Origin of the sequence: Flexivirga meconopsidis (assembly GCF_026162425.1) — a bacterium.
Lineage (GTDB): Bacteria > Actinomycetota > Actinomycetes > Actinomycetales > Dermatophilaceae > Flexivirga > Flexivirga meconopsidis.
This window is the reverse complement of sequence record NZ_JAOBQJ010000003.1, coordinates 474,074-500,247: the sequence shown is the minus strand read 5'-3', so window position 1 is coordinate 500,247 and position 26,174 is coordinate 474,074. Positions and strand designations below refer to the sequence as shown.

24 protein-coding genes are annotated in these 26,174 nt (G+C 68.3%); 9 read left to right on the top strand and 15 right to left on the bottom strand.

The window, feature by feature from the left end:
* Positions 1 to 7: 7 nt before the first annotated feature.
* Genes N2M23_RS12130 through N2M23_RS12120 form a run of 3 tightly spaced genes read right to left on the bottom strand, consistent with a single transcriptional unit; the run spans position 8 to position 3,010 of the window.
* Positions 8 to 1,060, bottom strand: coding sequence for a beta-keto acid cleavage family enzyme (locus N2M23_RS12130; protein WP_265445822.1), 1,053 nt, complete (start codon positions 1,058 to 1,060; stop codon positions 8 to 10).
* Positions 1,061 to 1,112: 52 nt separating this feature from the next.
* Positions 1,113 to 2,012, bottom strand: a complete 900-nt coding sequence (locus N2M23_RS12125; protein WP_265445821.1) for a TauD/TfdA dioxygenase family protein — start codon at positions 2,010 to 2,012, stop codon at positions 1,113 to 1,115.
* 23 nt (positions 2,013 to 2,035) lie between these two features.
* Positions 2,036 to 3,010 carry a quinone oxidoreductase family protein gene (locus tag N2M23_RS12120; protein ID WP_265445819.1) on the bottom strand — a complete coding sequence of 325 codons (975 nt, stop codon included), beginning with the start codon at positions 3,008 to 3,010 and terminating at the stop codon, positions 2,036 to 2,038.
* A gap of 111 nt (positions 3,011 to 3,121) precedes the next feature.
* Between N2M23_RS12120 and N2M23_RS12115 the strand changes: the two genes are divergently transcribed.
* Positions 3,122 to 4,123, top strand: a complete 1,002-nt coding sequence (locus N2M23_RS12115; RefSeq protein ID WP_265445817.1) for an AraC family transcriptional regulator — start codon at positions 3,122 to 3,124, stop codon at positions 4,121 to 4,123.
* A 22-nt stretch (positions 4,124 to 4,145) separates the two neighbouring features.
* On the opposite strand, the gene N2M23_RS12110 is transcribed toward N2M23_RS12115, so the two are convergent.
* The 8 genes from N2M23_RS12110 to rplJ all read right to left on the bottom strand — a co-directional run bounded on the left by N2M23_RS12110 (position 4,146) and on the right by rplJ (position 11,381).
* Positions 4,146 to 5,075 carry an AraC family transcriptional regulator gene (locus tag N2M23_RS12110; protein ID WP_265445816.1) on the bottom strand — a complete coding sequence of 310 codons (930 nt, stop codon included), beginning with the start codon at positions 5,073 to 5,075 and terminating at the stop codon, positions 4,146 to 4,148.
* A gap of 49 nt (positions 5,076 to 5,124) precedes the next feature.
* Complete coding sequence (locus N2M23_RS12105) at positions 5,125 to 5,676, bottom strand: anthrone oxygenase family protein (RefSeq protein WP_265445815.1); 552 nt, start codon at positions 5,674 to 5,676, stop codon at positions 5,125 to 5,127.
* A gap of 180 nt (positions 5,677 to 5,856) precedes the next feature.
* On the bottom strand, positions 5,857 to 6,573 hold the full coding sequence (locus N2M23_RS12100; RefSeq protein WP_265445814.1) for a S1 family peptidase: 717 nt from the start codon (positions 6,571 to 6,573) through the stop codon (positions 5,857 to 5,859).
* A 186-nt stretch (positions 6,574 to 6,759) separates the two neighbouring features.
* Positions 6,760 to 7,857, bottom strand: a complete 1,098-nt coding sequence (locus N2M23_RS12095) for an acyl-CoA dehydrogenase family protein (protein ID WP_265445812.1) — start codon at positions 7,855 to 7,857, stop codon at positions 6,760 to 6,762.
* A gap of 7 nt (positions 7,858 to 7,864) precedes the next feature.
* Complete coding sequence (locus N2M23_RS12090) at positions 7,865 to 9,055, bottom strand: acyl-CoA dehydrogenase family protein (protein ID WP_265445810.1); 1,191 nt, start codon at positions 9,053 to 9,055, stop codon at positions 7,865 to 7,867.
* A gap of 224 nt (positions 9,056 to 9,279) precedes the next feature.
* Positions 9,280 to 10,179, bottom strand: coding sequence for an aminoglycoside phosphotransferase family protein (locus tag N2M23_RS12085; RefSeq protein WP_265445808.1), 900 nt, complete (start codon positions 10,177 to 10,179; stop codon positions 9,280 to 9,282).
* A 106-nt stretch (positions 10,180 to 10,285) separates the two neighbouring features.
* Positions 10,286 to 10,675 carry a 50S ribosomal protein L7/L12 gene (gene rplL, locus N2M23_RS12080; RefSeq protein ID WP_265445807.1) on the bottom strand — a complete coding sequence of 130 codons (390 nt, stop codon included), beginning with the start codon at positions 10,673 to 10,675 and terminating at the stop codon, positions 10,286 to 10,288.
* 85 nt (positions 10,676 to 10,760) lie between these two features.
* Positions 10,761 to 11,381, bottom strand: a complete 621-nt coding sequence (rplJ, locus tag N2M23_RS12075) for a 50S ribosomal protein L10 (protein ID WP_265445806.1) — start codon at positions 11,379 to 11,381, stop codon at positions 10,761 to 10,763.
* Between rplJ and N2M23_RS12070 the strand changes: the two genes are divergently transcribed.
* The 3 genes from N2M23_RS12070 (at position 11,380) to N2M23_RS12060 (ending at position 13,878) form a co-directional block, all read left to right on the top strand.
* Complete coding sequence (locus N2M23_RS12070) at positions 11,380 to 11,664, top strand: hypothetical protein (RefSeq protein ID WP_265445805.1); 285 nt, start codon at positions 11,380 to 11,382, stop codon at positions 11,662 to 11,664. The genes rplJ and N2M23_RS12070 overlap by 2 nt on opposite strands.
* 156 nt (positions 11,665 to 11,820) lie before the next feature.
* Positions 11,821 to 12,408: a sigma factor-like helix-turn-helix DNA-binding protein gene (locus N2M23_RS12065; protein WP_265445803.1), complete on the top strand. Its 588-nt coding sequence runs from the start codon at positions 11,821 to 11,823 to the stop codon at positions 12,406 to 12,408.
* 39 nt (positions 12,409 to 12,447) lie between these two features.
* On the top strand, positions 12,448 to 13,878 hold the full coding sequence (locus N2M23_RS12060) for an aldehyde dehydrogenase family protein (protein ID WP_265445801.1): 1,431 nt from the start codon (positions 12,448 to 12,450) through the stop codon (positions 13,876 to 13,878).
* On the opposite strand, the gene N2M23_RS21000 is transcribed toward N2M23_RS12060, so the two are convergent.
* Positions 13,863 to 15,842 carry a DUF6020 family protein gene (locus N2M23_RS21000; protein ID WP_265445799.1) on the bottom strand — a complete coding sequence of 660 codons (1,980 nt, stop codon included), beginning with the start codon at positions 15,840 to 15,842 and terminating at the stop codon, positions 13,863 to 13,865. The two genes, N2M23_RS12060 and N2M23_RS21000, sit on opposite strands and share 16 nt — an antisense overlap.
* Before the next feature lie 165 nt (positions 15,843 to 16,007).
* Here N2M23_RS21000 and N2M23_RS12050 point away from each other — a divergent pair, with 165 nt between their 5' ends.
* Genes N2M23_RS12050 through N2M23_RS12030 form a run of 5 tightly spaced genes read left to right on the top strand, consistent with a single transcriptional unit; the run spans position 16,008 to position 21,425 of the window.
* Positions 16,008 to 17,702: an ABC transporter substrate-binding protein gene (locus N2M23_RS12050; protein WP_265445798.1), complete on the top strand. Its 1,695-nt coding sequence runs from the start codon at positions 16,008 to 16,010 to the stop codon at positions 17,700 to 17,702.
* Positions 17,699 to 18,628: an ABC transporter permease gene (locus N2M23_RS12045; protein WP_265445796.1), complete on the top strand. Its 930-nt coding sequence runs from the start codon at positions 17,699 to 17,701 to the stop codon at positions 18,626 to 18,628. The genes N2M23_RS12050 and N2M23_RS12045 overlap by 4 nt, the downstream gene beginning before the upstream one ends.
* Positions 18,628 to 19,614 (top strand): ABC transporter permease, encoded by a 987-nt coding sequence (locus N2M23_RS12040; protein WP_265445795.1) that lies wholly within the window; start codon positions 18,628 to 18,630, stop codon positions 19,612 to 19,614. The genes N2M23_RS12045 and N2M23_RS12040 overlap by 1 nt, the downstream gene beginning before the upstream one ends.
* On the top strand, positions 19,607 to 20,620 hold the full coding sequence (locus N2M23_RS12035) for an ABC transporter ATP-binding protein (RefSeq protein ID WP_265445793.1): 1,014 nt from the start codon (positions 19,607 to 19,609) through the stop codon (positions 20,618 to 20,620). Before N2M23_RS12040 ends, N2M23_RS12035 begins: the two co-directional genes overlap by 8 nt.
* Entirely contained in the window at positions 20,613 to 21,425 is an 813-nt protein-coding gene (locus N2M23_RS12030; RefSeq protein ID WP_265445791.1) for an ATP-binding cassette domain-containing protein, read from the top strand. Before N2M23_RS12035 ends, N2M23_RS12030 begins: the two co-directional genes overlap by 8 nt.
* Before the next feature lie 10 nt (positions 21,426 to 21,435).
* On the opposite strand, the gene N2M23_RS12025 is transcribed toward N2M23_RS12030, so the two are convergent.
* The 3 genes from N2M23_RS12025 to N2M23_RS12015 are packed head-to-tail and all read right to left on the bottom strand — an operon-like array spanning position 21,436 to position 25,753.
* On the bottom strand, positions 21,436 to 23,946 hold the full coding sequence (locus N2M23_RS12025) for a glycosyltransferase family 2 protein (RefSeq protein ID WP_265445790.1): 2,511 nt from the start codon (positions 23,944 to 23,946) through the stop codon (positions 21,436 to 21,438).
* Positions 23,943 to 24,839, bottom strand: coding sequence for an ATP-grasp domain-containing protein (locus N2M23_RS12020; protein WP_265445788.1), 897 nt, complete (start codon positions 24,837 to 24,839; stop codon positions 23,943 to 23,945). The genes N2M23_RS12025 and N2M23_RS12020 overlap by 4 nt, the downstream gene beginning before the upstream one ends.
* Complete coding sequence (locus N2M23_RS12015; RefSeq protein ID WP_265445786.1) at positions 24,836 to 25,753, bottom strand: PIG-L deacetylase family protein; 918 nt, start codon at positions 25,751 to 25,753, stop codon at positions 24,836 to 24,838. The genes N2M23_RS12020 and N2M23_RS12015 overlap by 4 nt, the downstream gene beginning before the upstream one ends.
* Positions 25,754 to 26,174 lie beyond the last annotated feature (421 nt).

The following is a 26,174-nucleotide window of genomic DNA, read 5'->3' as shown; positions in this document are numbered from 1 at the left end:
CGAGCCCCTAGGCGTGCATCAGGAAGCCGCGCTCGCCCGGCTTCCGGTTGGGGGCGAAACCGGCCTTCGCCAGCGTCTCGTCGACACTGTCGTAGGTCACGCCGATCTGGTAGATGTCATGCGCCTGCTTCGCCTCGGCGACCTCCCGGCCGAGTTCGTGGGCGATCCGGACGATTTGCTCGACCTGCGACACCGAGGTCGCCTTCTCGGACTTGCGACCCCACAGGGTGTCCTCGATGCCACAGCGGGTGTGCAGCCCGAGTGCAGTCGCAATCGTGTTGATCGGCAACACATTTCGCTGAATCGACTCCAGTGTCAGGCTCGCACCGTCCGGGACCCGGCGGATGAACTCCATCATGTTGTTCGGGTTCGGCCCGTCGAAGCCGCCGCCGATGGCGACCCAGGTGATGTTGAGCGGGCCGAGGTACTCGCCCCGGCGGATCAGCCGCTCGACGGTCTCCAACTGCGCAACCGTGGCCAGCTGGAAGTGCGGCTGGATGCCCGATGCGGTGAGCCGGCGCAGGTGCTCCTTGACCCAGCTCGGCGTCGCCGGGACAACCATGTCGCGATAGGTCTCGGCGAGTGCCGGACGCTCCATCGAGGTGCCGGCGATGTCGTCGGCGGTCATCAGCTCCATGATGTTCATCTGGTTGGTGTTGATCGCGATGGTGACCTGGTCCGGTTTCGGATCGAGGTCGGCCAGCATGTGCCGGGTGTCGTCGCTGAGCCACTTGGCCTCCGCTCCGTCGCCTTCGGGGGCGAACGAGATCGACCCGCCGACCTGCAGGATCATCTCGGGCACGGCCTCGCGCAGCCGGCCGAGCATCTCGTTGAAGAGGCTGAGCCGCTTGGAACCACTGCCGTCGAGCTCGCGCACGTGCATGTGCAGCACGGTCGCGCCGGCCTCGAAGCAGTCGACCGCCTTCTGCACCTGGGCGTCGAGGGTGACGTCGATGTCTTCGGCGAAGTCGTCCGGCTCCCACTCGGGGCCGTACGGCGCGGCGGTGATCACCAGCGGGTCCTGCACCTCGGGGAAGAGTGCGTCGTCAGTGAAGTGCATGTCGAATCTCCTTGTGTGGGTTTATTTTTCGGTGGGTATGACGGGGCTCCGCTCAGAACGGGCGGTCGCCGCAGATGCCGGCGCGCTCCATGCGGCGAACCCCCGGTTGGTAGTCCATGACCGCGTAGTGCTGGGTGCAGCGGTTGTCCCAGATGGCCACGCTGCCGGGTGTCCATCGCCACCGGACCTGGTATTCGGGGACCATCGCGCGGCTTTGCAAGTAATGCAGCAGCGGAGCCGAACCCTCAATGAAGTCAAGGCCGTTCGTCACCCGGTCTGCAGTGTGGTAATCGACGAAGTGGGTGGTGAAGCTGTTGACGTAAAGGATCTTGTCCCCCGTTTCGGGGTGGGTGCGCACGACCGGGTGCTCGGCGTCGGGATAGTCGCGGGCCAGACCACGCCGCACCTGTGCCGGATGGGTCGCGCCGAACGTCGACTCGAGACTGTGCCGCGCATGCAGTCCGTCGATCTGCTGCTTCACCGCGTCGGGCAGGTCGGCATACGCCCTGACCATGTCGACCCACATCGTGTCGCCGCCGACCTCGGGGCATTCGATGCAGTGCAGCACCGCTCCCATCGCCGGCTCGTCCCGCCACGATCCGTCGCTGTGATAGGCGTTCTCGTAACGCTCGGGCGGGCTGTCGAGGTCCTTGTAGATGCGCACCAGGCCGGGGTGCTCCGGATCGGAGGGCACCATCGGGTGGTCCTCGAGGGCACCGAATCTGCTTGCCAGCGCCACGTGTTCGGCGCGGCTCAAGTCCTGGTCGCGGAAGAAGAGCACCTTGTGCCGCAGCAGGAGTCGATGCAGGTCGGCGAACTGCGCATCGTCGCGGCTCACTTCACCGAGCCTGCAGCCGACGATCTCGGCGCCCAGGGTGCAGGTCAGTTTGGCTACGTCCCAGGCGTTTTCGCTGTCAGTCCGGGCGGGTCGGGTGCGGGTGTCGATGGACATGGATGCTCCTTCGGGACGGTGGTTCAGCAGACGAAGACGGAGGAGCCGACGGTTTCGCCGGACTCGAGCTTGCGGTGGGCATCGACGGCCTGGCCGAGTGCGTAGCGTTGGCCGATGCGCACGTCGATGTCGCCGCTGCGGACCAGCCCGAAGAGTTCTCCGGCCAGTTCGGCCCGCTCGACGGGGTCAGCGATGTAGTCGGCGAGCGCCGGCCTGGTGAAGTAGAGCGACCCCTTGGCCGCGAGCTGGAAGGCGTCGATGGGCGGAATCGGGCCGGACGCGGTGCCGAAGGCGACGAGCATGCCGCGGCGGGCCAGGCAGTCCAGCGAGGTCGGCACAGTGGCCTGGCCGACGCTGTCGAAGGCGACGGGCACGCCCGCTCCGTCGGTGAGTTCGCGCACCCGGCCGACGACGTCCTGGTCACGAAGAACGGTCTCGGTGCAGCCATGGTCGCGGGCGATCTGCGCCTTAGCCTCGGTCGAGACCACGCCGATCGTGCGGATGCCCATCGCCTTGGCCCACTGGGTGAAGATCAGGCCCACCCCACCGGCCGCGGCCTGCAGCAGCACCGTGTCGCCTGGACGCAGCGACGGGCAGATCCTGGTGAGCAGGTAGGCGGTGGTGAGTCCGCGCATGGTCATCGCCGCAGCGGTCTCGGCCGAGATGTCGTCGGGCAGGTGGATCAGGCTGCCTGCAGGCATCACCCGCTCGGTGCTGTAGGCACCGAGGGGCGATCCGGTGTAGGTGACCCGGTCACCAGCACCGAAGCCGGTAACGCCCGGGCCGACCTGGAGCACCACACCGGCGGCCTCGACGCCCATCCCGCTCGGCAGCGTGGACGGGTAGTAGCCGGTGCGAAAGTAGGTGTCGGCGAAGTTGAGGCCGACCGCCTCGTGCCGGATCAGCACCTCGCCGGGGCCGGGCGCGCCGACCGCAACCTCGACCTGTTCGAGCACGTCAGGTCCGCCGGTGCGTTCAAAGACGATCGCCTGCGCCATGTCCAATACCCCTCAAATGTATTGCCGTTGTTAGCCGTTGGAGTAAGACCGTAGGGAGCCAACCCGCGGGAGACTTGTCCGATTGGGACAGCAGGGTTGACAATTTGTGACATGGCTCACAGTTCGCCGCGAGTGCGCTATGCCTCGTTGTCCGGCTTCGCCGAGGTATGCCGGGAGGTCGGCGTCGACGCGCGCGCCACCCTCCGGGCGCACCGCCTTGACCCGGACAAGCTGCAGCAACCGGACGAATGGGCGCCTGCCACCGAGGTGCTGGCGGCGATCGATTCGGCGGCGCAGGTGTCCGGTTGTCCGACGATCGGGCTGCGCATGGCCCAGCGTCGGCGGATGTCGACCCTCGGTCCGATCAGTCTGGTGCTGCGAGACGAACCGACCTTGCGGGCCGCATGGGACGTACTCGCTCGCTTCTGGCCGTCATACAACGAAAGCCTGCGGCTGCGGTTGCTCGACGACGGGTCAACGGTGACGGCCGCGGTGAATTTCCAGCTCGCCCGCGAACGCCCGCATCAAGGCGTCGAACTCGCGGTCGCGGTCGTGCGGTCGCTGGCGGCTGAACGCCTCGGCGGCGAGGCCGAGCTGGAAGTGCTGCTGCAGAGCCCGCCCCCAGTAGACCTGGCCGACCACGTCGCCACGCTCGGAACGAGGCTCACCTTCGGCGCGGCACACGACGGAGTGCGAGTGACTGTTGCCGACGCCGACCGCCCGCTCGACCAAGCCGACCCGGAGGCGGTGCGTTACGCCCAGCGTTACCTCGACTCCCTCCGGGAAGCTGCCGACCATGGCGAAGTGGACGGCGCCCGCCGGCTCGTGCAGCAACTGCTGCCGGCCGGCCGGTGCTCGGCAGGTCGGGTCGCCGGGCTGCTCGGGATCGACCGGCGCACGTTGCACCGCCGCCTGGAGGCGGGCGGCTATACCTTCTCGTCCCTGGTCACCGAGGTGCGCAGGCGGCAGGCGCAGGACCTCGTCTCGCCGGAAGGTCCGGCGCTGACTGAGGTCGCCGAGGCTCTCGGTTTCGGATCACTGAGCAGCTTCTCACGGTGGTTCAGCGGCGAATTCGGTTCGAGCGCAACGACTTTCCGCAACATGAACCGCTGATCCACGCCGGCGGAGGAGTGCCTCAGGCGGTCTTGCGAGTGCGGTAGGCCTGGGGGCTCACGCCATACGCCTTCTTGAAGGCGGTGCTGAGGCTGAACGGGCTGGCGTAGCCGACCTCGCGCGACACCGACGCCAAGGTGCGGTCGGTGTCCCGCAGCAGATCGGCGGCGAGCGAGAGCCGCCACTGCGCGAGGTAGCCGATCGGCGGGATGCCGACGATGTCCTGGAATTTGCGCGCCAGCACCGAGCGCGAGACACCGGCGCGCGCGGCGAGTTCGTCGACGGTCCAGGGATGCGCCGGGTGCGCACGGATCAACCGCACCGCCTCGGCCACCGCAGGGTCACTGAGCACCTGCAGGCCGGCGACTCCGGTCGGCGCCTCGGCGGCCCACTCACGCACGACGGCGATCAGCACCACGTCGAGGATCCGGTCGAGCACCGCCTCCTGGCCGAGCGCGTCGCGCGCCGCCTCGGCGACCAGCACCGGCAGCAGCGGGCTGTTCGAGCCCCGGACCAGCGCCACCTCGGGCAGCGCCGCGCCGAGCATCGTGCCGAGCTGCGCCTGCTCCGGATAGCTCGCGACCAGCATCGTGTCGCGGCCGGCCACGTCGTTACCCCAGGCCCGCACGCCGCTCGCGAGTTCGTCGGACAGATCGCGGCCATCGCGCGCCGTACAGCTTTGGCCCGGGCCGATCACGATGTCCGGCGGGGTCGTCAGGTCGTCGCTCAGCACGTATGGCGTGGCACCCCTCACCAGCAGGACGTCACCGGCGGTCAGCCGCTGAGGCTCCTGGCCGGGCTGGCGCAACCACGCTCCTCCGGTCAGCACCGCCACCATCGTCAGCGGCGCGTCCTCGGTGATCTGCAACGCCCACGGCGGCTCCATCAACACGCGCAGCAGGAACGCCCCGCGTGCGCGCGGTCCGTCGAGCAGGTCCCCGGTGTCGCCCATTGACTGGCAGCGTATCGGGGTGCCGTGCGCGGCGGCGAGACTTGTGAGATCAGCGAGCCACATAGCTGCGCACCTCATCGACCTGGGTCGGCTGTGCGACGGCCTCCCGGCCGGATCGCAGACCGCTCGCCACGCCGGCGATCAGCAGTCCGACCGCGGCCGTCGACAGCGCCGCGCGCACCGTGTTGGCGTTCGTCCAGTTGGTCAGGTAGTCCCGCCATACCTGCACCGAGGAGCCGGCGTTCGGGTCCAGGGCGGCGAGCTTGTCGTTGAGCGGCACGTTGTAGGCGATCGTCAGCAGGAAGCCGATCAGGTATGCCGTGCCGCCCGCGGCGAGCAGGACGTCGGCGGTCGAGCGGTCGCCCCGGACCACTCGGAAGATCAGGTAACCGCCGACCAGCGCGGCGCCGAAGAAGCAGATCATGAAGGGTGCCTGCACTGCCGTGCGGTTGAAGTCCTGCATCTTGGCGATCCCGGCCGAGTTGGCCATCCGCCCGAGCGAGGGCATCACGCGGGCCGAGAAGTTGAGGTAGACACCGGCGGTGACGGCGGCGGTCACGGTGCCGAAAGCGGCTGCTGCGAGGGCGATTCGAGAGGTCATCGGTTTCTCCTTGAGGCGGGCCTGCACGGTGCGGGCCGTTCGTGAAACAGTCCATCGCGAAGGAGAAGCCGGGAACATCGGCGAGACGCCCGCGCACATACGCGATCGTCCGCGACGCACCGCTGCCGCGGCCCGGGAGGATCGGGCCGCGGCAGCGGGTGGGGCAAGTGCAGCTGGGCGTCACACCCCCGCGGTGGAGCGGATCCAGGACCGGCTGGCGGTGAGGTTGGCGTAGTTGGACCCGGCGTGGATGTCGCTGCCGGGGTCGGCGACGTCACCGGTGGAGCAGACGCCGACGATGACGCCGTTCACGAACAGCGGGCCGCCGGAGTCACCGTGGTTGGAGGCGCCGTCCTGGCCCTTCACGTGCACGGCGGTGCCGCCGTACGCGTCGCTGCTGGAGCCGACGACGTTGACCGTCGCCTTGTTGAGGTGGGTCGGCTGGGCGCCGCCCGCGGTCAGTCCGTAACCCCAGATGGTGCCGGTGTCGCCCGCGCGAGCGGTGTATGACGAAGCCAGCGGCGCATAGCTGTTCAGCGTCTTCGGGGTGGACAGGTGCACCAGGGCGACGTCGCCGGATGGCGAGCCGGCGACCTGGTCGGCCGCGATCGCGGTGCCCCGGTTGGTGACCGAGTTGCTGTAGTAGACGTTCATCCAATTGGTGCCGTCGATGCAGTGCTTGGCGGTCAGCACCCACTGGGGAGCAATGGCCTCACCGGTGCAGCCGTAGGTGCCGCCGCTCTGCCCGAAGACGAGCTGGACGATGTACGGCGAGGTCCCGCTGGTGCCACCGATGATGTTGGGGCTGGCGGTGTCGGCCATGGCAGTTCCGGTGCCTGCTGCGACGAGGGCCGCGGTAGCGGCGGTGGCGGCGGCAAGACGATGCGTGATGCGCATGAACTTCCTCTTCTGACGGGGATTTTCGGTTGACCGTTGCGGCACGGTCGCCGCAATCCCGCCACTCTTGCCACCAGTCACGTGCTCGGGCAATGCATTCGACGAAAGGCTGACCAAATGCAGCACGTCCCTTGACCGGGTGTTTACTTTCTGCCCGGTCAAGGGACGTGCTGCATGGCAAACCGCTCAGCCGGCGAGGACCTCGACCTGCTCGTGGTCACGGAGGCCGGCGGCGAGCCGCGCGAGGTGATGACGGGTGTCGCCGAAGGTGTGCTCGATCGCGGTGAGCCGGGCGGTGTAATGCCCGACGGCGTACTCGGCGGTCATGCCGATGCCACCGTGCAGCTGAATCGCCTCCTGGCCGACGTGCCGCCCGGACTGCCCGGTGACCGCCTTGAGCCGTGACGCCGTCTCGGAGTCGCCGGCGTCCTCTGCGAGGCGCATTGCCGCGAAGAGCACTGTGCTGCGGGCGAGTTCGACCGAGACGTACATGTCGGCCGCGCGCTGGGTGAGGGTCTGGAACGCCGCGAGCGGCACCCCGAACTGCTTGCGAGTCTTGAGATATTCGACCGTCATCGGCAGCGCGGCGTCCATCGCGCCGAGCGCCTCCGCCGAGACGGTGAGGATGCCGAGGTTGACCGCGGCGGCCAGCGCTGCGGGAGCGTCGTCGAGCGCGCCCAGGGCCTTCGCCGGGGTGCCCGAGAGCTTGACGCGCTGCCCCGACACCTCGGCGTCGGAGGCCTCCACCACGAAGAGGCCGGTCTTGTCGCCGACCCGGGCACTCACCACGAAACGCTCGGCGGCGTCCGCGAACGGCACCGGTTCCTTGGTGCCGCTGAGCGTCACGGCGCCCTCCGCACCGCTCGCGGTGACGTCGTACGCGTCGAGCGACCAGGCACGACCGGGCTCGGAAAGCGCTGGTACGACGAGGGATTCGCCTTCGAGCAGCGGCGGCAGCAGCTCCTTGCGCTGCTGGTCGTCACCGGCGAGCGCGATCGCCTGGGCGGCCACGAGTGCTTCGGCGTATGCCGTGGCAACCCGCGCCCGGCCGAGTTCGGCCGACGCGATGGCGACCTCGACGGCCGAGGCGTCCGCGCCACCGAGGTCCTCGGCGAAGGGCAGGGCGATCAGGCCCATCTCGGCGAGCGCGCTCCACACCTTCGGGTCGTGCTTGGCCGGGCCGACCGGCTGGTCGCCCTGCTGCTCGACCGGCGCATTGCGACCGGCCAGGTCACGCACCGCCTGCTGCAGTGCCTTCTGTTCGTCGTCATAGGTGAAATCCATTGGTATCTCAGCCCTTCAGCCCGAGGATGCCCGACGAGATGATGCTGCGCTGCACCTCGTTGGAGCCGCCGTAGATGGAAGCCTTGCGGAAGTTGAGGTAGGTCGGCGTCGCATGGCCGGTCCATGTAGCCAGGTCACTGCCGTCGCTGTCGCTGGTGCTCGCCCACTCCAGGGATGCCGAGCCGGCGATGTCGACGATGAACTCCAGCACGTCCTGCTGCAGCTGGCTGCCGCGCAGCTTCAGGATCGAGGAGGCGGGGTCGGGCTTGCCCTCCTTGGAGTTGCCCGCGACGCGCAGGACCGTGAGTTCCAGTGCGGCGACCTGGGATTCGAGCTCTGCCAGGCGCGCTGCGACCAGAGGTTCGTCGAGCAGGGTGCCCTCGCCGGACTTGGTCGCTGCGGCATACGCCTTGGCATCGGCGAGCTTGCGCTTGATGCTGCCGACCGGCGCGACGCCGACGCGCTCGTTGCCGAGCAGGAACTTGGCGATGGTCCAGCCCTGGCCGCGTTCGCCGACCAGCTGGTCGGCCGGCACGCGCACGTTGTCGAAGAAGACCTCGTTGACCTCGTGTCCGCCGTCGATCAGCTGGATTGGCCGCACGGTGATGCCGGGAGTCTTCATGTCGATCAGCAGGAAGGAGATGCCCATCTGCTTCTTCGGTGCGTCCGGCTCGGTGCGCACGAGAGCGAAGATCCAGTCGGCGTGCTGCCCGAGCGTGGTCCACGTCTTCTGGCCGTTGACGACCCACTCGTCGCCCTCGAGGACCGCGGAGGTGCGCAGGCTCGCCAGGTCGGATCCGGCGTTGGGCTCGGAGAAGCCCTGGCACCACCAGATGTCGAGGCTCGCGGTGCCCGGCAGGAAGCGCTCCTTCTGCTCCTGCGATCCGAAGGTGGCGATGACCGGGCCGACCATGTTGGCGTTGAAGGCGAGCGGCGGCGGCACGCTCGCGGCCTGCATCTCCTGCAGGTAGATGTGCCGCTGCAACTGGCTCCACTCCTGACCGCCCCACTCGGTGGGCCAGTGCGGCACGGCCAGACCGGCGTCGTTCAGGGTCTTCTGCGCAAGCCGGATGTCGTCGGCGGCCGGCTCACCCCCGGCGGCCCACCGCTCCCGCAGATCGGCCGGAACCTTGGTGGTGAAGAACTCACGCATCTGCTGCTGGAACGCAGCGTCCTCCTCGGACAGTTGCAGGCGCATCGCGATACGGGACCTTTCGTAGTGGGCGGCGCGGCTTTCGGGTCCAGCGTAGCTCACTGACTAAGCGCTTGCTTAGTGATTCGCGGGTGGTGGGCGCCCGACTTGCCCGAACTGGTCCGTACGCTGCCGACTTGTCACGTCCTAGGGCGACTTGTCACGTGGTAGAGCACGTGACAAGTCGTGGTATGGCGGTACGAGTTGGCCCGGTCTGACTGAATGCGGCCTTACGAGCTCTCGAGCAGCCCGGTGAGGGTCCGGTGGGCGAGGCTCGCCATCGCCGGGTTGCTCTCGCGGTAGTACCAGACCGACCCCATCGCCTGGACGAAAGCCCACGCGCGACCGCGCTCCCACTGCGCATCGTCCGCCCCGACCGCACCCCGGAAGGCGTCCCGGGCCTCGGCGGTGAAGAGGTTCCAGGCAGGCTGCAGATCGACCGCGGGGTCGCCGACCCCCGCCTGTCCGACGTCGATGACACCCGCGAGCGCGCCGTCCCGCACAAGCAGGTTGCCGGGCATCAGATCGTTGTGCGTCCAGGTGTCTGGCTGGTCACCGCGCGGGAGTGCCCGGAATCCGGTCCACAGGGCGCTGAGCGCGGCAACGTCGATGATGCCGACGCTCTTCTCCAGGCAGTGTTCGACCCACTCCTCGTGATCGGCAATGACGCCGCCTCTCCCCCGACCGTCGAACTGTCGCCCGTCGGTCGCGATCAGCCGGACCTCTCGCACGAAATGCCCCAGCTGGGAGGCGAATTGGACGGATCCACTCAGTTGCTCGCCGGCCGGACGGCCCGGGATCCAGCGCCATACCGACCAGGGCAGTGGGTATGCCGCGGACGGCTCCCCTCGGGCCACCAGCGAAGGGGTGGCTGCGGTCGTCGCATCGGCGAAGCGCGCGGCAGCATCGATCTCTGCGTCGAGGTCGGCGGCCGCGTCGTCGTCCGGCACCAGCGGCGGACGGGCGACGAGCTCGCTCCCGAGCCGGAAGAGCGCATTGACCGTCCCGGTCGAGGCCACCCGCTCGGCCGGCAACGCGGCCCACTGCGGAAACTGCTCACGCACCAGGGTCCTCACCTGGTCGGTGCTGATCTCGAGTTCGCCCTCGTGCATGCCCACGGCGGGCGACATTGCGGCACCGCGCGGTGCGGCGTCAATCGAGTTACCAGGCAACGAAGAAGCGGGCCCGACCCCGGGAGGGATCGGACCCGCTTCGATGAAGCTGGTGAGGGTTAGCTCACTTGAGCTCGACGGTCGCGCCGGCGCCCTCGAGCTGCTCCTTGGCCTTGTCGGCCGCGTCCTTGTCGACGTTCTCCAGGACCGGCTTCGGAGCGCCGTCCACCAGGTCCTTGGCCTCCTTCAGGCCGAGGGAGGTCAGCGCGCGGACCTCCTTGATGACCTGAATCTTCTTGTCACCGGCGGCGGTGAGGATGACGTCGAACTCCGACTTCTCCTCGGCGGCCTCGCCACCGGCGGCGCCACCGGCAGCGCCGGGGGCAGCCACGGCGACCGGAGCGGCTGCGGTGACGTTGAAGGTGTCCTCGAACTCCTTGACGAACTCGCTGAGCTCGATCAGGGTCATCTCCTTGAAGGCCTCAAGGAGCTCTTCGGTGCTGAGCTTTGCCATGTCGGCAACCTTTCGTGTGTTCGTATGGCGCGGGCGCCATATGCCGTGAGTGGCGTTGATTGTCAAGCAAACTGGGCCGTACGGCTCAGTTCTCGTCGCCACCCTCGGCGACGTCGGTGGCAGCCTCGGCCGGAGCCTCGGCAGCGGTCTCTTCGGCGGCCGGGGCGGGGGCGTCGGTGGCAACCGGGCCCTCGGTCTCGACCTTGTCCCGCAACGCGCCGACGACCCGAGCGGTCTGCGACAGCGGAGCGGCGAAGAGGTAAACCGCCTGGCTGAGCGACGCGTTCATCGCGCCGGCCAGCTTGGCGAGCAGGGTCTCGCGGGACTCGAGGCTCGCGAGCTTGGTGATCTCGTCCGAGGTCAGGGACTTGCCGTCCATGACGCCGCCCTTGATCACCAACAGGGGGTTGGCCTTGGCGAAGTCGCGCAGTCCCTTCGCAGCCTCGACCGGGTCACCGGTGACGAACGCGATCGCCGACGGACCCTGCAGGTCGTCGTCGAAGGCACTCACACCGGCCGCCTCGGCGGCGCGCTTGGTCAGCGTGTTCTTCACCACGGTGTAGGTCGCGTGCTCACGGATGGAGTTGCGCAGCTCGGTGAGCTGAGCCACGGACAGACCGCGGTACTCCGTCAGCACGGCCGCACCCGAGTCACGGAACTTGTCCGTGAGCTCGGCGATGGCTGCCGACTTGTCGGACTTGGCCATGCGGACCTCCTTGATCGGTGAATGTTGGCCCGAGGGTCACCGGGAGAAGCGCGCCGCAACGAAAAGAGCCCCGGCGCAGATGCGCGGGGCTCACGTGATCGACCTGCCGGCATACATCAGGTATGACGGGGCCGTGCTGCCTAGCTCACCTGCGCTGGTCGCCCGCTTCGTGCGGAACCTTCGACCACTCGCGCGTGAGCGCGGGTGGCAACCGGCGGTCTTCGGTGCATCCAGAGTAGGGGCCGAGGGCGGCCTCGACCAAATCGAGGGCGGGCCCGCGTGACGCCGGCGCGTGGCCACCGCGTCTAAGGACTGCCAGTATCGCCACGGGGACAGGGGATTGCGTCATGACCACCGAACTCGAAGACCAACTGCGTGAGGCGTATGCCGAACTGCCGCCATCGGACGGCGATGCGGCAGAGTTGCTGGCGCGTGTCCGATGCGTCGGACGGGCGCAACGGCGCCGCCGACGCGTCGCGGCTGCGGGCGGTGGTCTCCTCACGACCGGGGTGATCGCGTCCGCTGCAGCGGTGATCGTGACGGGCCTCCCGGGCGGAGCGGCTACCCCGGCAGCGCCGGGCACCTCGCTGAGTGCCACACGCACCGTCCCGCCGGCGACCCCATCCCCCGCCGGGTCCAGCACCGTGCCGGGAGCGGTCGACCTCTCGGACCTGTTCCAGGGCAAACGGATTGCCGGCGTCGGCGACTACCTCCTACCGCACGGCAGCCAGCTTCCTGCGGGGCTCGAGTACCAAGGCGCGCACAACAAGCTTTACGACACCTCCCAGTCGAACGCCTCTACCAATTCGGTGTTCCTGTCCAGCGGGCGATGGTCGTGTTGCGCTACCTCGAGGACCTGTCGGTCGAGGACGTCGCGCGCATTCTCGGCGTCCGCGAGGGTGCGGTGCGGTCGGGCTGCCACCGGGCACTAGGGAAGCTGCGCAAGGCCCAGCTCCAGCAGGTGTATGACGGTGGTTCCGCACCGACCGGCCCGGTCTCCATATGCTCGGAGTCGTCGCCCATGTGACCGGCGACACCCGGCTTCCCGAGGAGATGACTTCGCCCGATGCGTGAGTACGACAAGTTCTACATCGACGGTGCGTGGGTCGCACCCGACCAGCCCAACAGCTTCGACGTCGTCAATCCGACCACCGAGCAGGTCGCCGGGCACATCGCACTCGGCGACAGCGCCGACGTTGACAAGGCCGTCGCCGCCGCGCGCAAGGCGTTCGGCTCGTGGTCGACGACCTCGGTCGCTGAGCGCGGCGACGTGCTCGACGCGATCGTCGCCGAATATGACCGGCGTGCAGGCGATCTCGCGGCAGCCGTGACGGAGGAGATGGGCGCACCCGCCAAACTCGCCAAGAATGCACAGGTCGCGATGGGGCACGCCCACCTCGCGACGGCACGCGAGGCGCTGCGCAGCTATCCCTTCGAGGAGCAGCGCGGCGGCACGCTGCTGGTGCGCGAGCCGATCGGGGTGTGTGCGTTCATCACCCCGTGGAACTGGCCGCTCAACCAGATCACCGCGAAGGTCGCCCCGGCTCTGGCGACCGGCTGCACCATGGTGCTGAAGCCGTCCGAGGTGGCACCGTTCACGGCATACATCTTTGCCGAGATCCTCGATGCGGCAGGCGTTCCCGCCGGTGTCTTCAACCTGCTCGGTGGCGACGGACCGACGGTTGGCGCGGCCTTGGCGGCGCACCCGCAGGTCGACATGATCAGCATCACCGGATCCACCCGCGCCGGTGTCGCGGTGGCCGAGGCGGCTGCGCCGACCGTCAAGCGAGTGCATCAGGAGCTCGGCGGCAAGAGCCCCAACATCATCCTCGATGACGACAGCTTTGCCCGCGGGGTGAAGCTCGGCGTCGCATCGGTGATGCAGAACACCGGGCAGTCGTGCAACGCACCGACCCGGATGCTCGTGCCGGCACATCGGATGCAGGAGGCGATGGATATCGCCAAGGACGCCGCCGAGAAGGTCACCGTCGGCGACCCGACCGGCGAGGTGAAGATGGGACCGCTCGCCTCGCAGGCGCAATTCGACAAGGTGCAGGGGCTGATCCAGCAGGGCATCGACGAGGGCGCCACGCTGGTTGCCGGCGGCACCGGGCGACCCGACGGCATCGACGCCGGATTCTTCGCGAAGCCAACGGTTTTCGCCAACGTGAACAACGAGATGACGATTGCCCGTGAGGAGATCTTCGGCCCGGTGCTGTCGATCCTGCCCTACGAGTCGGTCGACGAGGCCGTCGAGATCGGCAACGACACCGACTACGGGCTGGCCGCCTACGTCACCGGGTCGGATCTGGACCAGGTGCGCACGGTCGCCTCCCGTCTGCGGGCCGGCCAGGTCAACCTCAACAGCACTCCGGTCGACTTCACCGCACCGTTCGGTGGCTACAAACAGTCGGGCAACGGGCGCGAGTGGGGCGACAAGGCGTTCGACGATTTCGTCGAGACCAAGGCCGTGATCGGCTATCAGCCGGCGGACTGATCGACCCGTTCGTGCGCCGGCCGGGCCTCGGCCGGCGCGGTGAGGATGGCGGCGGTGAGCGGTGCAGCGACGAAGAGCAACAGCGTGTAGCGGATCGATCCCGACACCGGACATGCCAGCACAGTCAGGTAGAGCATCAAGACCGGCACCACCACGGCGAGCCGGCGACGTAGACCGGTGATCACGAGGCCGATGGCCGCGACCAGCCAGGCCCAGGCCATCAGCCCCGGCGAGACGAGCTGACCGAGCACCGGGATCGTGCGGAACTCCGGGCCGAGGTAGCCAGGCGGAGTGACCATGCCTCGGCGCTGGTTGGCCTTGTCCGGGGCGAGCAGGCTGGCGTCGACCAACTCTCGCCGCAAGCCCGGCTTCGGCGGCCCTGAGGGGATGTCGAGGTGCACCCCGCGGATGTCGTTGCGCGACCAGGTGTAGGTCACGTCCCGCAGCGGAGCATCCGGATACCAATAGCCCACGGTCCCGGCGAGCGTGGCTGTCCCTGCGGTGGTCGGATGCGCCGCGGCCAGCCGCAACCAGCCGCTGAGGAATTCGCCCGTACCGTGCCGGTCCCACGACTGCAGCGCGAGATCCTTCGGCTTGTCGGCGACGCCTGCGTCATACACCTTGCCCAGCTGTTCGGGCGTAACTCCGTCGAAATTCTCTGCGACATACCGGCGTTCGGCTGGGGTGAACGACTCACCCGATGCCTTGGCGATGCGCGCGACCTGCTGGATCGGCACCGACAATGTCTCGACGGTGCGGTCCGGGCCGACACCGATCGCCGAGTAGACCGGGCCGACGTAGATCACGTAGGCGACCGCCGCGACGACGCCGACCACCAGCACCCGCATTCGCTGCCCACGCAGCGCCACCAGCAAGACCGCGAGGCTGAGCAGCACGACGTGAATACCGTTGTTGCGCATCAGGATTGCGACGATCTGCGCGACAGCCATCGTGACCCACGGCCACCGGGCGCTGGTACGGCGCACAGCGATCTCGCCGATCGCGACCACGAAGACGAGCAGGGCGAGGGCGAAGGGCACGTCCTTGAGCTCGGTCACCGCGAAAATGCCGAAGATCGGGAACAACCCCAGGAAGGCCGCCGACGACCACCACACGATCCGCGGGACGCCCCAGACGGCGATCCGGACCAGCAGGAAGGTGAAGGCGCCGGCCATCAGCAGGATCTGCACGGCGACCGCGATGGCGACCTTCCCGGTGTCACCCATGCCCAGCGCGGTGCCGATCCGGTCATACAGCCAGGTCAGCATCGTGTGACCGACCGGCTCGTAGGCATCCCAAGGCGACGTGCCGCGCACATAGGCGTAGCTGCGGAAAGTGTCGAACGGCACCACGCCGGGAAACCAGACGGCGAATGCCGGCAGCCGCGCTGCGAGCATGACGCCGAACAAGGCGGCAACCGGCCCACGGCGCACCTGTCGTATGGCGGTCAGGAAGCGCCCTGCCCAGCTCGCGCCGGCAGGGCGCGGGTCGGCCCGGCCCGGCGCGACCGACCGAAGCGCCACTTCCCAGATCACGGCGAGCGCGGTCGCGAACACCGCTGCGAAACCGACCCAGATCACGGCCTGTAGTGGGCCCTGCCAGTCCGCCAACCGGCGGAACGGCAGGTCGTCCCGGACCGCGAGCGATGCGCCGAGCACCTGCAACAGTGCCAGGAAGGCTCCGACGGGAAGCGCCCAGCGCCATACGAACCGACGAACGCGGCGCAGCGCGATCAGGGTGACGTATCCGAAGCACGCCGCAGCCAGCAGTGAACCGATCGACTGGGTGCCCAGAAATCGTGAGGTCGTTCCCGGCACCTTGCTGAAGACCGCGATCGAGCCGAGCACGCCGGCGACCGCGGCGATGGCGACCTCGCGGCCGCGCCAGAAGGCAGCCGAGGTCGGGTCGACCGTCGCTTTCCCCACGTTGTTGTCCGCCTCTCGTTCGCGGTCCGGCCCTGACACCGGCCGCGCAAGGTTAACCCGCCCCAACCCGTCGCCGGCAGCCGATCCGCGGAATGATGGACCGGCCCGGAGCCCACGCGGGTCCGAACGTACCCGGGCGAAGGGTGGTCATAAGCGACCCTTAGGATCCACATAATTACATGTGATTTTAAAAGAAAGGCCGTCATGCTTCGTCGTCGTTCCGCCCTGATCGCAGCAAGCACTCTGGTCGGAGCCATCGCGCTGACCTCATGCAACGCCAACTCCCGCGGCAACGCTACGAATTCGGGCTCAGCGAGCGCGGGCGGCGGCGCTGCGGCGGCCCCGAAACAGGGCGGCACACTCTTGGAGTACACCTCCAGCAAGGAGATCCACTTCGACCCGGCGAAGAGCCAGAACCTCGGCACCAGCACGATCCACCTGCTCGCCCGGGGCCTGACCACCTGGAAGACCTCCCCGACCGGCAACACCGAGCTCGCCCCTGACCTGGCAACCAACACCGGCACCGCGTCCGACGGCGGAAAAACCTGGACCTTCAAACTCAAGAGCGGGCTGAAGTACGCCGACGGAGGGGCGATCACCGCGCAGGACATCAAGTTCGGCGTGGAGCGCAGTTTCGATCCGCAGCTGCAGGGCGGACTGAGCTACCACAAGGCGCTGCTCGTCGGCGGTGAGGGCTACCAGGGCCCGGCCAAGGGCAAGCACCTCGACTCGATCCAGACACCGGACGCCTCCACGGTCGTGTTCCACCTGAACAAGGCGTTCGCCGACTTCCCATGGGTCGCCTCGATGCCCGCGTTCGCCCCCATCCCCGTCGGCAAGGGCATGGGCATCCCGGCGTACGACCGCACTCCGCCGTCGTCGGGGCCGTACCAAGTTGCGTCATACACGGTCGGATCGAAGGTGACCCTCAAGCGAAACCCCAACTGGCAGAAGGATACTGACCCGGTGCGCCTTGGGGCACCCGACACGATCACCTACGAGATGGGCCTCGACCCCGACACGTTGGCGCAGCGGATGGTGGACGACCAGGGCAATGACAAGAACGGCGCCGGCGTGCAGGTGACCAGCGCCATCGTGCCCAAGATCAACGCCGACCCGTCGGTCAAGGCCCGCACCACCGTGTCGCCCTCCGGCGCCGCCGAATACCTCATCCTCAACACCAGCCGGCCCGGGCTGTCGAACCTCACCGTGCGCAAGGCATTCCAATACGCGATCAACAAGCAGTCGCTGCAGACCATCGCGGGCGGACCAACGTATGGCGGTGCGATCTCCACCACGCTCATCCCGCCGGGCGTGCAGGGCTACCAGGAATACGACCTCTACAAGGCGCCGGCGACCGGTGACACCGCCAAGGCCAAGCAGTTGCTCGGCGGCGTCAAACTGCCCACCCTGAGCCTGGTATACGACTCGACCAGCCCAGGTCAGGCACAGCAGGCGGCCTCGATCCAGGCCGACCTGAAGAAGCTCGGCGTCAACGTCAAGCTGACCGGCCAGGACAGTGACGCCTGGCAGGCGACGGTGTCGCAGAGCAACAACTTCGACCTGACCATCTCCGGCTGGCAGGCCGATTACCCAGGCGCGTACGCGCAACTCCAACCGGTATTCGCCGCGAGCCAGGTCGGCGGCGGCAACTTCAACCTGTCGAAGTTCAAGGATCCGGCCGTCGACAAGGCGATCGTGGACGCGACCGCGCTGACCAATGCCGACGAGGCCGCCAAGGCGTGGGCCAAGATCGACCAGCAGATCCTGCAGCAGGCGCCGGTCGTTCCGCTCTACTACTCCCACCAGGCCTACCTCAACGGCAGCAACGTGACGAACACCTACATCCCGACGTTCCCCACCTACCCCAACGTGTTGATCCAGGGCCTGCGCAAGTGACGGCGGCGGTCGCCCGCGCGCGCTCGCCGCTGTCGCTGGCGCTGCGCCGCACCGCTCGCTCCTTCGGTGGCCGGCTCGGCGCGGCGATCCTGCTGCTGGTGCTGCTCGCCGGTTTGTGCGCCCCGCTGCTCGCTGCCCTGGAAGGTCAGGACCCGCACGCCTTCAACGGCGATCTGGTCGACGGCAACAACGGCGGCAACCCGTTCGGCAGTTTCGGCGGGGTGAGCGGCACACACTGGTTCGGGGTCGAGCCGGGCACCGGGCGTGATCTCTTCGCGCTCGTCGTCTACGGCATCCGCACGACGGTGATCATCGCGATTGCGGCGACGGTCATCTCCGTCATCATCGGCGCCACGATCGGAATGGCGATGGGCTACCTCGGTGGATGGTTCGAGGCGGTGCTCGGTCGCTTCGTCGACTTCATGTTCGGCTTTCCGACCCTGCTGTTCCTCATCGCCCTGCAGCTCATCGTGCCGTCCAGCATCCCCAAACCGGTGGTGCTCACCGTCGTGCTCGCCGCCTTCGGTTGGGTAAGCACCGCGCGGCTCATCCATACCCAGACCCGGCAGTTGGCCGCTCGCGAATTCATCGACGCGGCAAGGGCTTCCGGCACTCCCCTGCGCCGCGTCTTCGTCAGCGAGTTGCTGCCCAACCTGGTCGGCACCCTCGCCGTGGTCGTGGCGCTGAGCTTCCCCGCGACGGTCGCGGTCTCGGCCGGCCTGAGTTTCCTCGGCGTCGGCCTCGACCCCAGCTCACCCGACCTCGGCGTGTTGATCGGGCAATCGATCACGTGGACCTACACCGGAGCCGACGCCGGTTACCTGATCTTCCCGTCGATCGCGCTGCTGCTGATCATCCTGGGCGCGACCCTGCTCGGCGACGCCCTGCGCGACGCGTTCGACGTCCGCACGGAGAGTGGTCGCTGATGGCGTGGTACCTCGCGCGCCGCCTCGCCGCGTCGGTCGTGGTCTTGCTCGCGATCTCGTTCTGCGTTTACCTGCTGTTCTACAGCGGGCCGTCCGACCCCGCCCGGGTGCTGTGCGGCAAGCCCTGTCAGCCCGAACGCCTCTCGCAGATCAAACAATTCATGGGCACCGACAAGAGCGCGGTCGTGCAATGGGTCGATTTCGTCAAGGGACTCTTCGTCGGCCGCACCTACGGCACCGGTGCCGAAGCAGCCCGCTGCGCGGCGCCGTGCTTCGGCTTCTCCTTCGATCAGCGCCAGTCGGTCACCAGCCTGATCTGGTCGCGGTTGCCGATCACCGCCTCCATCGCCATCGGCGGCGCGGTCGTCTCGCTCATCGTCGGTATGACGCTCGGCCCGCTCGCCGCCAGGTTCCGCGGCGGGGTGCTGGACGGCCTGGTGCGCGGCGGCTCCTTGCTGTTGGTCGCGATGCCGGCATACCTGCTGGGATTGCTGGCGATTCTCGTCTTCGGCTTCCAGCTCAACATGGTGCCGGTGTCCGGCTACGTGCCGCTGTCCGAGAGCCCCGTCGACTGGGCGTGGCATCTCATCCTGCCGTGGTGCGTGCTCGGGCTGATCAACGGCGCCGCCTACGCGCGGTACGCACGTAACCAGATGCTGGACGAACTCGGTTCGGACTATCTGCTCGCTGAGCGCGCCACCGGCGCATCCGCCCGACGGGTCCGGCGGACCGCCCGCCGCAGCGTCTGGGTGCCCGTGACGACCTTATTCGGCATCGATCTGGCCCTCATGCTCGGCGGCACGATCTTCACCGAGAAGGTCTTCAGCATGCACGGTATCGGTGACCTGCTGCTCGGCGGCGTGTCGTCGCACGACCTCGGGATCGTCGTCGGCACAGCACTTTTCGGCGCGGCGCTGATCATCGTCGGCAACTTGATCGTGGATATCGTGCAGGGCTTCATCGACCCGAGGGTGCGCCGTGGCTGAGCCGAGAACGTCCGTCGAGCCGGCACTTCGGCTGCGCGATCTGACCGTCACCTTCGGCGGCGCGCACCCGGTGCGCGCCGTCGACGGTGTCGATCTCGACGTGCACCCCGGGCGGGTCCTGGCGATCGTCGGCGAGTCGGGGTCCGGCAAGTCGGCCACCGCGCTCGCCTCGATCGGCCTCCTGCCCGGTTCCGCGGAGGTGACCGGCAGCGCGACCGTCGCCGGTGTCGACCTGGTCACGGCTGCCGAGTCTCAGCGGGTTCCGTTGCGGGGCAGCAGCATTGCCATGGTCTTCCAGGACGCCTTGGCAGCCCTCAACCCCTACCGCACGATCGGCAGGCAGATCTCCGACGCCTATCGGTTGCACCACCGGGTCGACAAGACGGCGGCGCGCAAGCGAGCAGTCGAGGTGCTGGACCGGGTCGGCATCCGTGATCCCGAGCGTCGAGTCGACGACTACCCGCACGAATTCAGCGGTGGCATGCGCCAGCGCGCGATGATCGCAACGGCGATCGTCAACAACCCGACCGTGCTCATCGCGGACGAGCCGACGACCGCACTCGACGTCACCGTCCAGCAGCAGGTGCTCGACCTGCTGACCGGGCTCACCGACGACCTCGGCATGGCACTGGTCCTGATCACTCACGACCTCGGAGTGGTCGCTGAGACAGCCGACGACATTGCGGTCATGTATGCCGGCAGAATCGTCGAAACCGGCACTGTCCTGGACGTTTTCGACCACACGGCGCACCCCTACACCCGTGCCCTGCTACAGGCCACTCCCAACCTGGACGCTCCGTCGCGGCGGCTCGCCGCCATACCGGGGGTGCCGGCGTCGGGCGCGAACCGACCCACCGGGTGTGCGTTCCATCCACGGTGCCCGTTCGCCGAACAGGTCGGCGAGGCGTGCCAGACCGTCGACCCGCATCTGACACCGCGCCCGGGCAGCGCACTGCACCGGGCTGCCTGCCATTTCACCGCAGAGCAGGAGCTACCTCATGTCTGAGCCCTTGCTGAGCCTTGAGCAGGTGAGCAAGACGTTCCGCGGCCGGTCCACGCCGTTCGCTCCGCCGTCGGTCACCCATGCCGTCGATGAGGTGACTCTCGACGTGAAGCCGGGCGAAACCGTCGCCCTGGTAGGCGAATCCGGATCTGGCAAGTCGACGTTGAGCCGGATAGCGCTGCGCCTGCTCGACCCGACGTCGGGCACCGTGCGGTGGGACGGAGAGGACATCACCCGCGCGCACGGTCGGGGGTTGCGCACGCTGCGCCGCGAGCTGGGGGTGGTGTTCCAGGACCCGTACACCTCGCTCAATCCGCGACAGACGGTGGGCCGGATCATCGCTGCACCGCTGCGCAACCAGGGCCTGCCAAGGGACGAGAAGACGCTGGCGTCCCTGATCACGTCCGTGGGCTTGTCGCCGGAGCAGCTCAATCGCTACCCCCACCAGTTCTCCGGAGGTCAGCGGCAACGGATCGGCATCGCCAGGGCTCTCGCGACCGGGCCGCGGATGATCATTGCCGACGAGCCGGTCTCGGCGCTCGACGTGTCGATCCGTGCTCAGATCCTGTCGCTGCTGGACGAGCTGCAACAGGACCGTGGCCTCGCACTGCTGATCGTGTCGCACGACCTGGCGGTGGTCCGTGGCATCGCCGATCGGGTCGCGGTGATGCGTGCGGGCCGGATCGTCGAGACCGGCAGAGTGGAGCAGGTATACGCCGACCCGCAGGAGGACTACACCCGTGCGCTGCTGGCCGCAGTGCCGGTGCCGGACCCGCATCGTCGGGCGCGCCCGCTCCCGGTCGACTAGCCGACCGGCATCAGCCCGTCCGCCGCGCTGCGGTGAATCGGCGCACCCGAAGGTATGCCGAGCCGGCGCCGGTCATCGCGATCATCCCGCCGAGCACCATGAGGGACGATGCGCCCCCGCCGGTCCGATCGCTTTGGTGCGCAATCGATCCCGACATTTGCTCGGGGTCTCCGGCCGTCGCGGGCACGGCGAACCGGCCGACCCTTGCCTGCGCGGTCAACGCCTGGGGCCGGCCCGGCTCCGACGCGGAGATCCGATAGCTCGACTGCCGTCTCGTAGGCGTCGACGCAAACGTCGCCCGGACGACTTTCCCAGCAGTCGCGGAACTGCTGAGGACCAGGCCGGCCGATCCGCAGCTGAGCGTTGCGGTGGACCCTGACAGCGGCTGCGTCGACCCAAGGACTGCATACCTGCCGACTGGCACACCGACGTCGAAACGCACACTGGCACAGTCGATTCGGTGCCCGGGTGCCGATCGCACCGTGGCGTGTAACGCTTGGCCCGTGGCCGACTGCAGGTTCCACTGGAGGGATCCCGACGCCGCGGTGCGGTCCTGCACGGCGGGGTCGGTCCAGCCGCCGGACAGCACCGTGCGCGTGCGGTCGGTGGCCTCACCCCGCACCACCCGGATCGGCGTGCTGACGGCGTTCGCGCCGGTAAACACCATCCGGGTGTTGCCGACCGGGCCGGCTGCGCCGTCCACCGAACCGACCAGGTTGACCCGGGTGCGCAGCCGGGCCGGTCCGGTCGTGCTCACCCGCAGCCGGCCCGACGAGACGGTCAGGTCGGCCGCCGGCGACCCGCTTGCATCGGTCACCGTGCGCCGGCCTTCCTGCAGGTGCAGCCAGCTCGGCCAGGAGACCGTGCCACTGCCCCGGACGTCCAGGTCGAACGACACAACCACGGTGTCCCAGAAGGAAACCGGCCCATCCGGGAGGACATCGACGCTCTTGATCGTGACGCCGTTCTGTGCCGTCGCCGACCGGGACGGCAGTGGGTCGGCACCAGCCAGACCGATCATGGCGGCCCACGCGGTCCCGGACAGGGCGACGGTCGCTGCCACCGCGAACGTCATACCCAGCGCGAGGTGTCGGTTGCGGCGGCCACGCGACCTGACGAAGCGCGCCGTGCGTTCGTGGCGCACGTTGGGCGGCGCGACGCGCTCGTCGGCGCGAGGAGCGGTCCCGGCAGCTGCTCCCGCCGTCGCCCCGGGCACGGCTGCACCGTCGGCGAGTGTCCGGACCGCGGTGGCACTGACCACCCCGGTGCGGGTCATCTTGTTCCAGGACGCTTGCTGCCCGCGCAGCTCCTGCCACAGTCCGGTGACCACGACCAGCGCCATCCCGGTCGAATACAGCGGCCACAACAGCAGGGTCCAGGCGAACCGCAGGTCGCGCAAAGACCCGTTGAGAGCCGTGGACAAGACCACCACGGCGATCGAGGTCGTCAGCCCGAGCCAGCCGATGAGCGCCCAGGTGGTCAGGCTGAGCCGCGCCGTGGTGCCATCGGCGACGGCGAACGGCAGGCAGGCCAGCACGACCAATTGCACCAATGGCGCCACGATCATCGTGAGCGTGTTGACGACGAGGTAGGGACCGAAGGTGCCATAACGCGGGTTGCCGATCATCGACCGGTGGATTCGCATGGTTTGGAACAGTCCTCGCGACCACCGCACGCGCTGACGCCACAGGTTGCGGATGGTGGACGGCGCTTCGGCATACACCACGGCGCGAGGTTCGAAGGCGACGCGATACCCACCCCGGTGCACCCGCCAGGTCAGCTCGAGGTCCTCCCCGATCGTCTCGGTGTTGAACGTGCCGACCTCCTCGATCACGTGACGCGGGAAGGCACCGATATTGCCGGAGACGATCGGCAAGCACCCCATGAGATGGAGCGCGCGGCGGACCATGCCGGTGCCTGCGTGGTTGAGGATCGCGAGCAGGTGCGTCTGAGTGCGGTCGAGGTTGACCGGGCGGTCGTCTCCGCACACCGCGCCCACCGTCGGACTCACGAACGCGGCGAGCATCCGTCGGACGGTGTCCGTGGCGAAGATCCCGTCCGCATCGACGAACATCAGCACGTCACCGGCCGACGCCGCGATGCCTGCGTTCAACGCAGCGCCTTTACCGGCGTTCGCCTGGCTGATCGCCCGCACCCGCGGATGCTGTGCGGCGAGTTCGGCGGCGATATCCGCTGTCCGGTCGGTCGAACCGTCATCGACCAGGATGATTTCCAGATTCTCGTAGTCGCCGCCCAGGATCGCGCGCACGCAGTTGCCCAGCACCGGTTCTTCGTTGTATGACGGGACGATGATCGAGACGAGCGGATTCCGTTCCAGCAGTGAGTAATCCGCGGCACCGGAACGCACCCGCCGACGACGCAGCCGGGCCGCACGCACGGCCTCGTAGCCAAGCGCAGTCGGGACGAAGAGCAGCTTTGTGATGCCGAAGACCGCGAGCGCGAAGCCGCCGCACAGGGCGACGTTCGCGAGCCGGTGGGTGACGCCGCCCGGCAGGCTCATGACGCGCTGCGAGCGCCGCTGTACCCCGCGCCCACCAGCATCTCGTCGACGAGCTCTGGCACCGCGGCACTGTTGGCGCCGAACCGCGCGTTCACCTCGAGCACCTGCGGAGTGCCGTCCTCCGCGCGCCGGATGTCAAGATCGACCGGGCCGACGAGGCCCAGGGCGCGCACCGCCGCGACGGCGAGCCGAGCGACATCCGGCTCCTGCCCGTCGGGCAGGCGCCGCACCTGGGTGGCGTTGCCGACCCGGCCGGCGGCGAGTCCGGTCTTCTCCAGGACGGTGACGATCGCGCGGGCCGCCGAGCCCGGCTCGGGGCGGTAGACCACCGGCGAGTATTCGGTGCCGGGAGCGAACCGCTGCACCAAGCTGTATGACGGCACTTGCGACCAGTCGATGTCCTCCGGTCGGTCGACCACGATCACGTCACGACCGCCGCGAGAAACCCGCGGCTTGACGACCAGCGGCCCGCCCAACCACTCGAAAGCAGCTGCGGCATCGACGAATTCCTCGCACGCACCGAAGGGCGGGACGCTGATCCCGCGCGCCTGCAAATGCCATGCGGTGAAGAGCTTGTCGTTGGCGATGCTGACCGGACCGGGACCGGCGACCACGACGCGAGTGTCATCGAAGGCTGCTCGGGCGGCGGCGATCTGGGGCAGCTCCTCACTGACCGTCGGGATGAGGGTGCTCAGTCCGTCTGCTCGGATGATCCGCCGCAACTCCACGAGCATCGCTGGATCGGTCGCCGGCGGCACGACATACGTCGCCTGCGCCGTCGATTCGCTGACCGGTCGCATGTCGACGCCCACAACCGGCAGACCGCGGTCGGTGAGTTGTCGGATGAGGGAGCTGCCGGCGGGGCCGCCGGCACCGGTGACGAGTAGCTTCATCGGATCTCCTCTCCGTCGAGCCCGACAAACCGGACGACTTCGAACCCTTCCGCGAGTGGCCGGCGCGCCTGCGCACCACGGAAGGCCGCGACCGACGTGAGCCGATCCCCCGTCATGTAGGGCTTACCGGCCTGGTCCCGGTGCTGCCGGACCGCGTGCAGCTTGGACGGCAGGTGGTCGGTGACGTCGACAAACACGCTCGGGTCGAAATTGCGTGTGGCAGAGGGAGATTCGTAACACAGGATGGAGGAATGCCGCCGTGCTGCGCGGAGCGTCGCAAGGTGGACGGCGCTGTGGTCCTGGTGATGGTCGTTAGCCGAGTGCGTCAGGATCATGTCGGGGTTGTAGCGCCGCACCGCGTCCTCGATCGCGCGCACCATTGCATCCCCGGTCTCCGCGAGCTGGGTGTCAGGCAGGTCGAGCACCTCGATGCTGCGCATGCCGATCGCATCGGCACCACGGCGAGCCTCAGTGCCGCGCACCTCTCCGTGGCCCCCGCGCTGTCCGTGACTCATCACCAGCCCGTGCACCTCGTGACCGGTGTCGACCAACTTGGCAAGCGTTGCGCCGCAGGCGAGTTCGAGATCATCCGGGTGCGCGCCGACCGCCAGCACCCGACGCTCGGCGGAGACCGCGCCGGTCGGAATCATGCGTCGCAGGACGAGCCCGGGCCACACCCCGACGGCCAGGCACGACAGGCCCACCACCACGGCACCGAGCCAGTGGCCCTGACGGTTCAGCAAGAGCGCGCAGGCGATGTTGGCCGCGGCAGCGACACCGGTGAGCGTGAGCAACAGCACCCAGGTGCTCCGCGGCAGGCGGAGCCGACGAGCCATCCACGGCCACGCGAGGAAGGCGCAGGTCAGCAGCATGGCGTGCGCACCGCACAACAAGTAATTGGCCTCGGACAACACTCTATGGACCCCACCTTCGTATGACGCCAGGCCATCGGCCGAGGCATGCGGAAACACATCCCCGTGAACCGCGGACCCACGAATGGGGGCGGAGTGCGACAAGCGGAGGACCGCCGCCTGCGCGTGTCGACGCGCGCCTTCCGCCCAGTTGGCTTGGACGGCCGACTCGGACGACGACACCGGAAAATCTGACCACTTGACCAGAACAGCGGAAAACACCGTACTCAGCAACGCTGGAAACGAATTCGCATCTCATATTGCGGTCGATTTGTTCTCACTATGCGGTCGCGTAGGTCGGTGTTCACCCGGTTGTCGCAGTCTCGACTCCGTCGCTGCACCAGCAGTGACCCGTATGACGCACTCGGCATGCGCATCCCCGAAGCTCCCCGACTGCCTTACACGGCAACGGTTTTGGTGACAC

Bases quoted from the DNA above. Each gene is read 5' to 3' on its own strand.
- N2M23_RS12090 (WP_265445810.1), bottom strand. From the start codon at position 9,055: ATGCGCCTGCAACTGTCCGAGGAGGACGCTGCGTTCCAGCAGCAGATG.
- N2M23_RS12120 (WP_265445819.1), bottom strand. From the start codon at position 3,010: ATGGCGCAGGCGATCGTCTTTGAACGCACCGGCGGACCTGACGTGCTC.
- rplL (WP_265445807.1), bottom strand. From the start codon at position 10,675: ATGGCAAAGCTCAGCACCGAAGAGCTCCTTGAGGCCTTCAAGGAGATG.
- N2M23_RS12125 (WP_265445821.1), bottom strand. From the start codon at position 2,012: ATGTCCATCGACACCCGCACCCGACCCGCCCGGACTGACAGCGAAAAC.
- N2M23_RS12095 (WP_265445812.1), bottom strand. From the start codon at position 7,857: ATGGATTTCACCTATGACGACGAACAGAAGGCACTGCAGCAGGCGGTG.
- N2M23_RS12085 (WP_265445808.1), bottom strand. From the start codon at position 10,179: ATGTCGCCCGCCGTGGGCATGCACGAGGGCGAACTCGAGATCAGCACC.
- N2M23_RS12115 (WP_265445817.1), top strand. From the start codon at position 3,122: ATGGCTCACAGTTCGCCGCGAGTGCGCTATGCCTCGTTGTCCGGCTTC.
- N2M23_RS12070 (WP_265445805.1), top strand. From the start codon at position 11,380: ATGCGGACCTCCTTGATCGGTGAATGTTGGCCCGAGGGTCACCGGGAG.
- rplJ (WP_265445806.1), bottom strand. From the start codon at position 11,381: ATGGCCAAGTCCGACAAGTCGGCAGCCATCGCCGAGCTCACGGACAAG.
- N2M23_RS12100 (WP_265445814.1), bottom strand. From the start codon at position 6,573: ATGCGCATCACGCATCGTCTTGCCGCCGCCACCGCCGCTACCGCGGCC.
- N2M23_RS12105 (WP_265445815.1), bottom strand. From the start codon at position 5,676: ATGACCTCTCGAATCGCCCTCGCAGCAGCCGCTTTCGGCACCGTGACC.
- N2M23_RS12040 (WP_265445795.1), top strand. From the start codon at position 18,628: ATGGCGTGGTACCTCGCGCGCCGCCTCGCCGCGTCGGTCGTGGTCTTG.
- N2M23_RS12050 (WP_265445798.1), top strand. From the start codon at position 16,008: ATGCTTCGTCGTCGTTCCGCCCTGATCGCAGCAAGCACTCTGGTCGGA.
- N2M23_RS12025 (WP_265445790.1), bottom strand. From the start codon at position 23,946: ATGAGCCTGCCGGGCGGCGTCACCCACCGGCTCGCGAACGTCGCCCTG.
- N2M23_RS12020 (WP_265445788.1), bottom strand. From the start codon at position 24,839: ATGAAGCTACTCGTCACCGGTGCCGGCGGCCCCGCCGGCAGCTCCCTC.
- N2M23_RS12060 (WP_265445801.1), top strand. From the start codon at position 12,448: ATGCGTGAGTACGACAAGTTCTACATCGACGGTGCGTGGGTCGCACCC.
- N2M23_RS12110 (WP_265445816.1), bottom strand. From the start codon at position 5,075: ATGGGCGACACCGGGGACCTGCTCGACGGACCGCGCGCACGCGGGGCG.
- N2M23_RS12065 (WP_265445803.1), top strand. From the start codon at position 11,821: ATGCGTCGGACGGGCGCAACGGCGCCGCCGACGCGTCGCGGCTGCGGG.
- N2M23_RS12030 (WP_265445791.1), top strand. From the start codon at position 20,613: ATGTCTGAGCCCTTGCTGAGCCTTGAGCAGGTGAGCAAGACGTTCCGC.
- N2M23_RS12130 (WP_265445822.1), bottom strand. From the start codon at position 1,060: ATGCACTTCACTGACGACGCACTCTTCCCCGAGGTGCAGGACCCGCTG.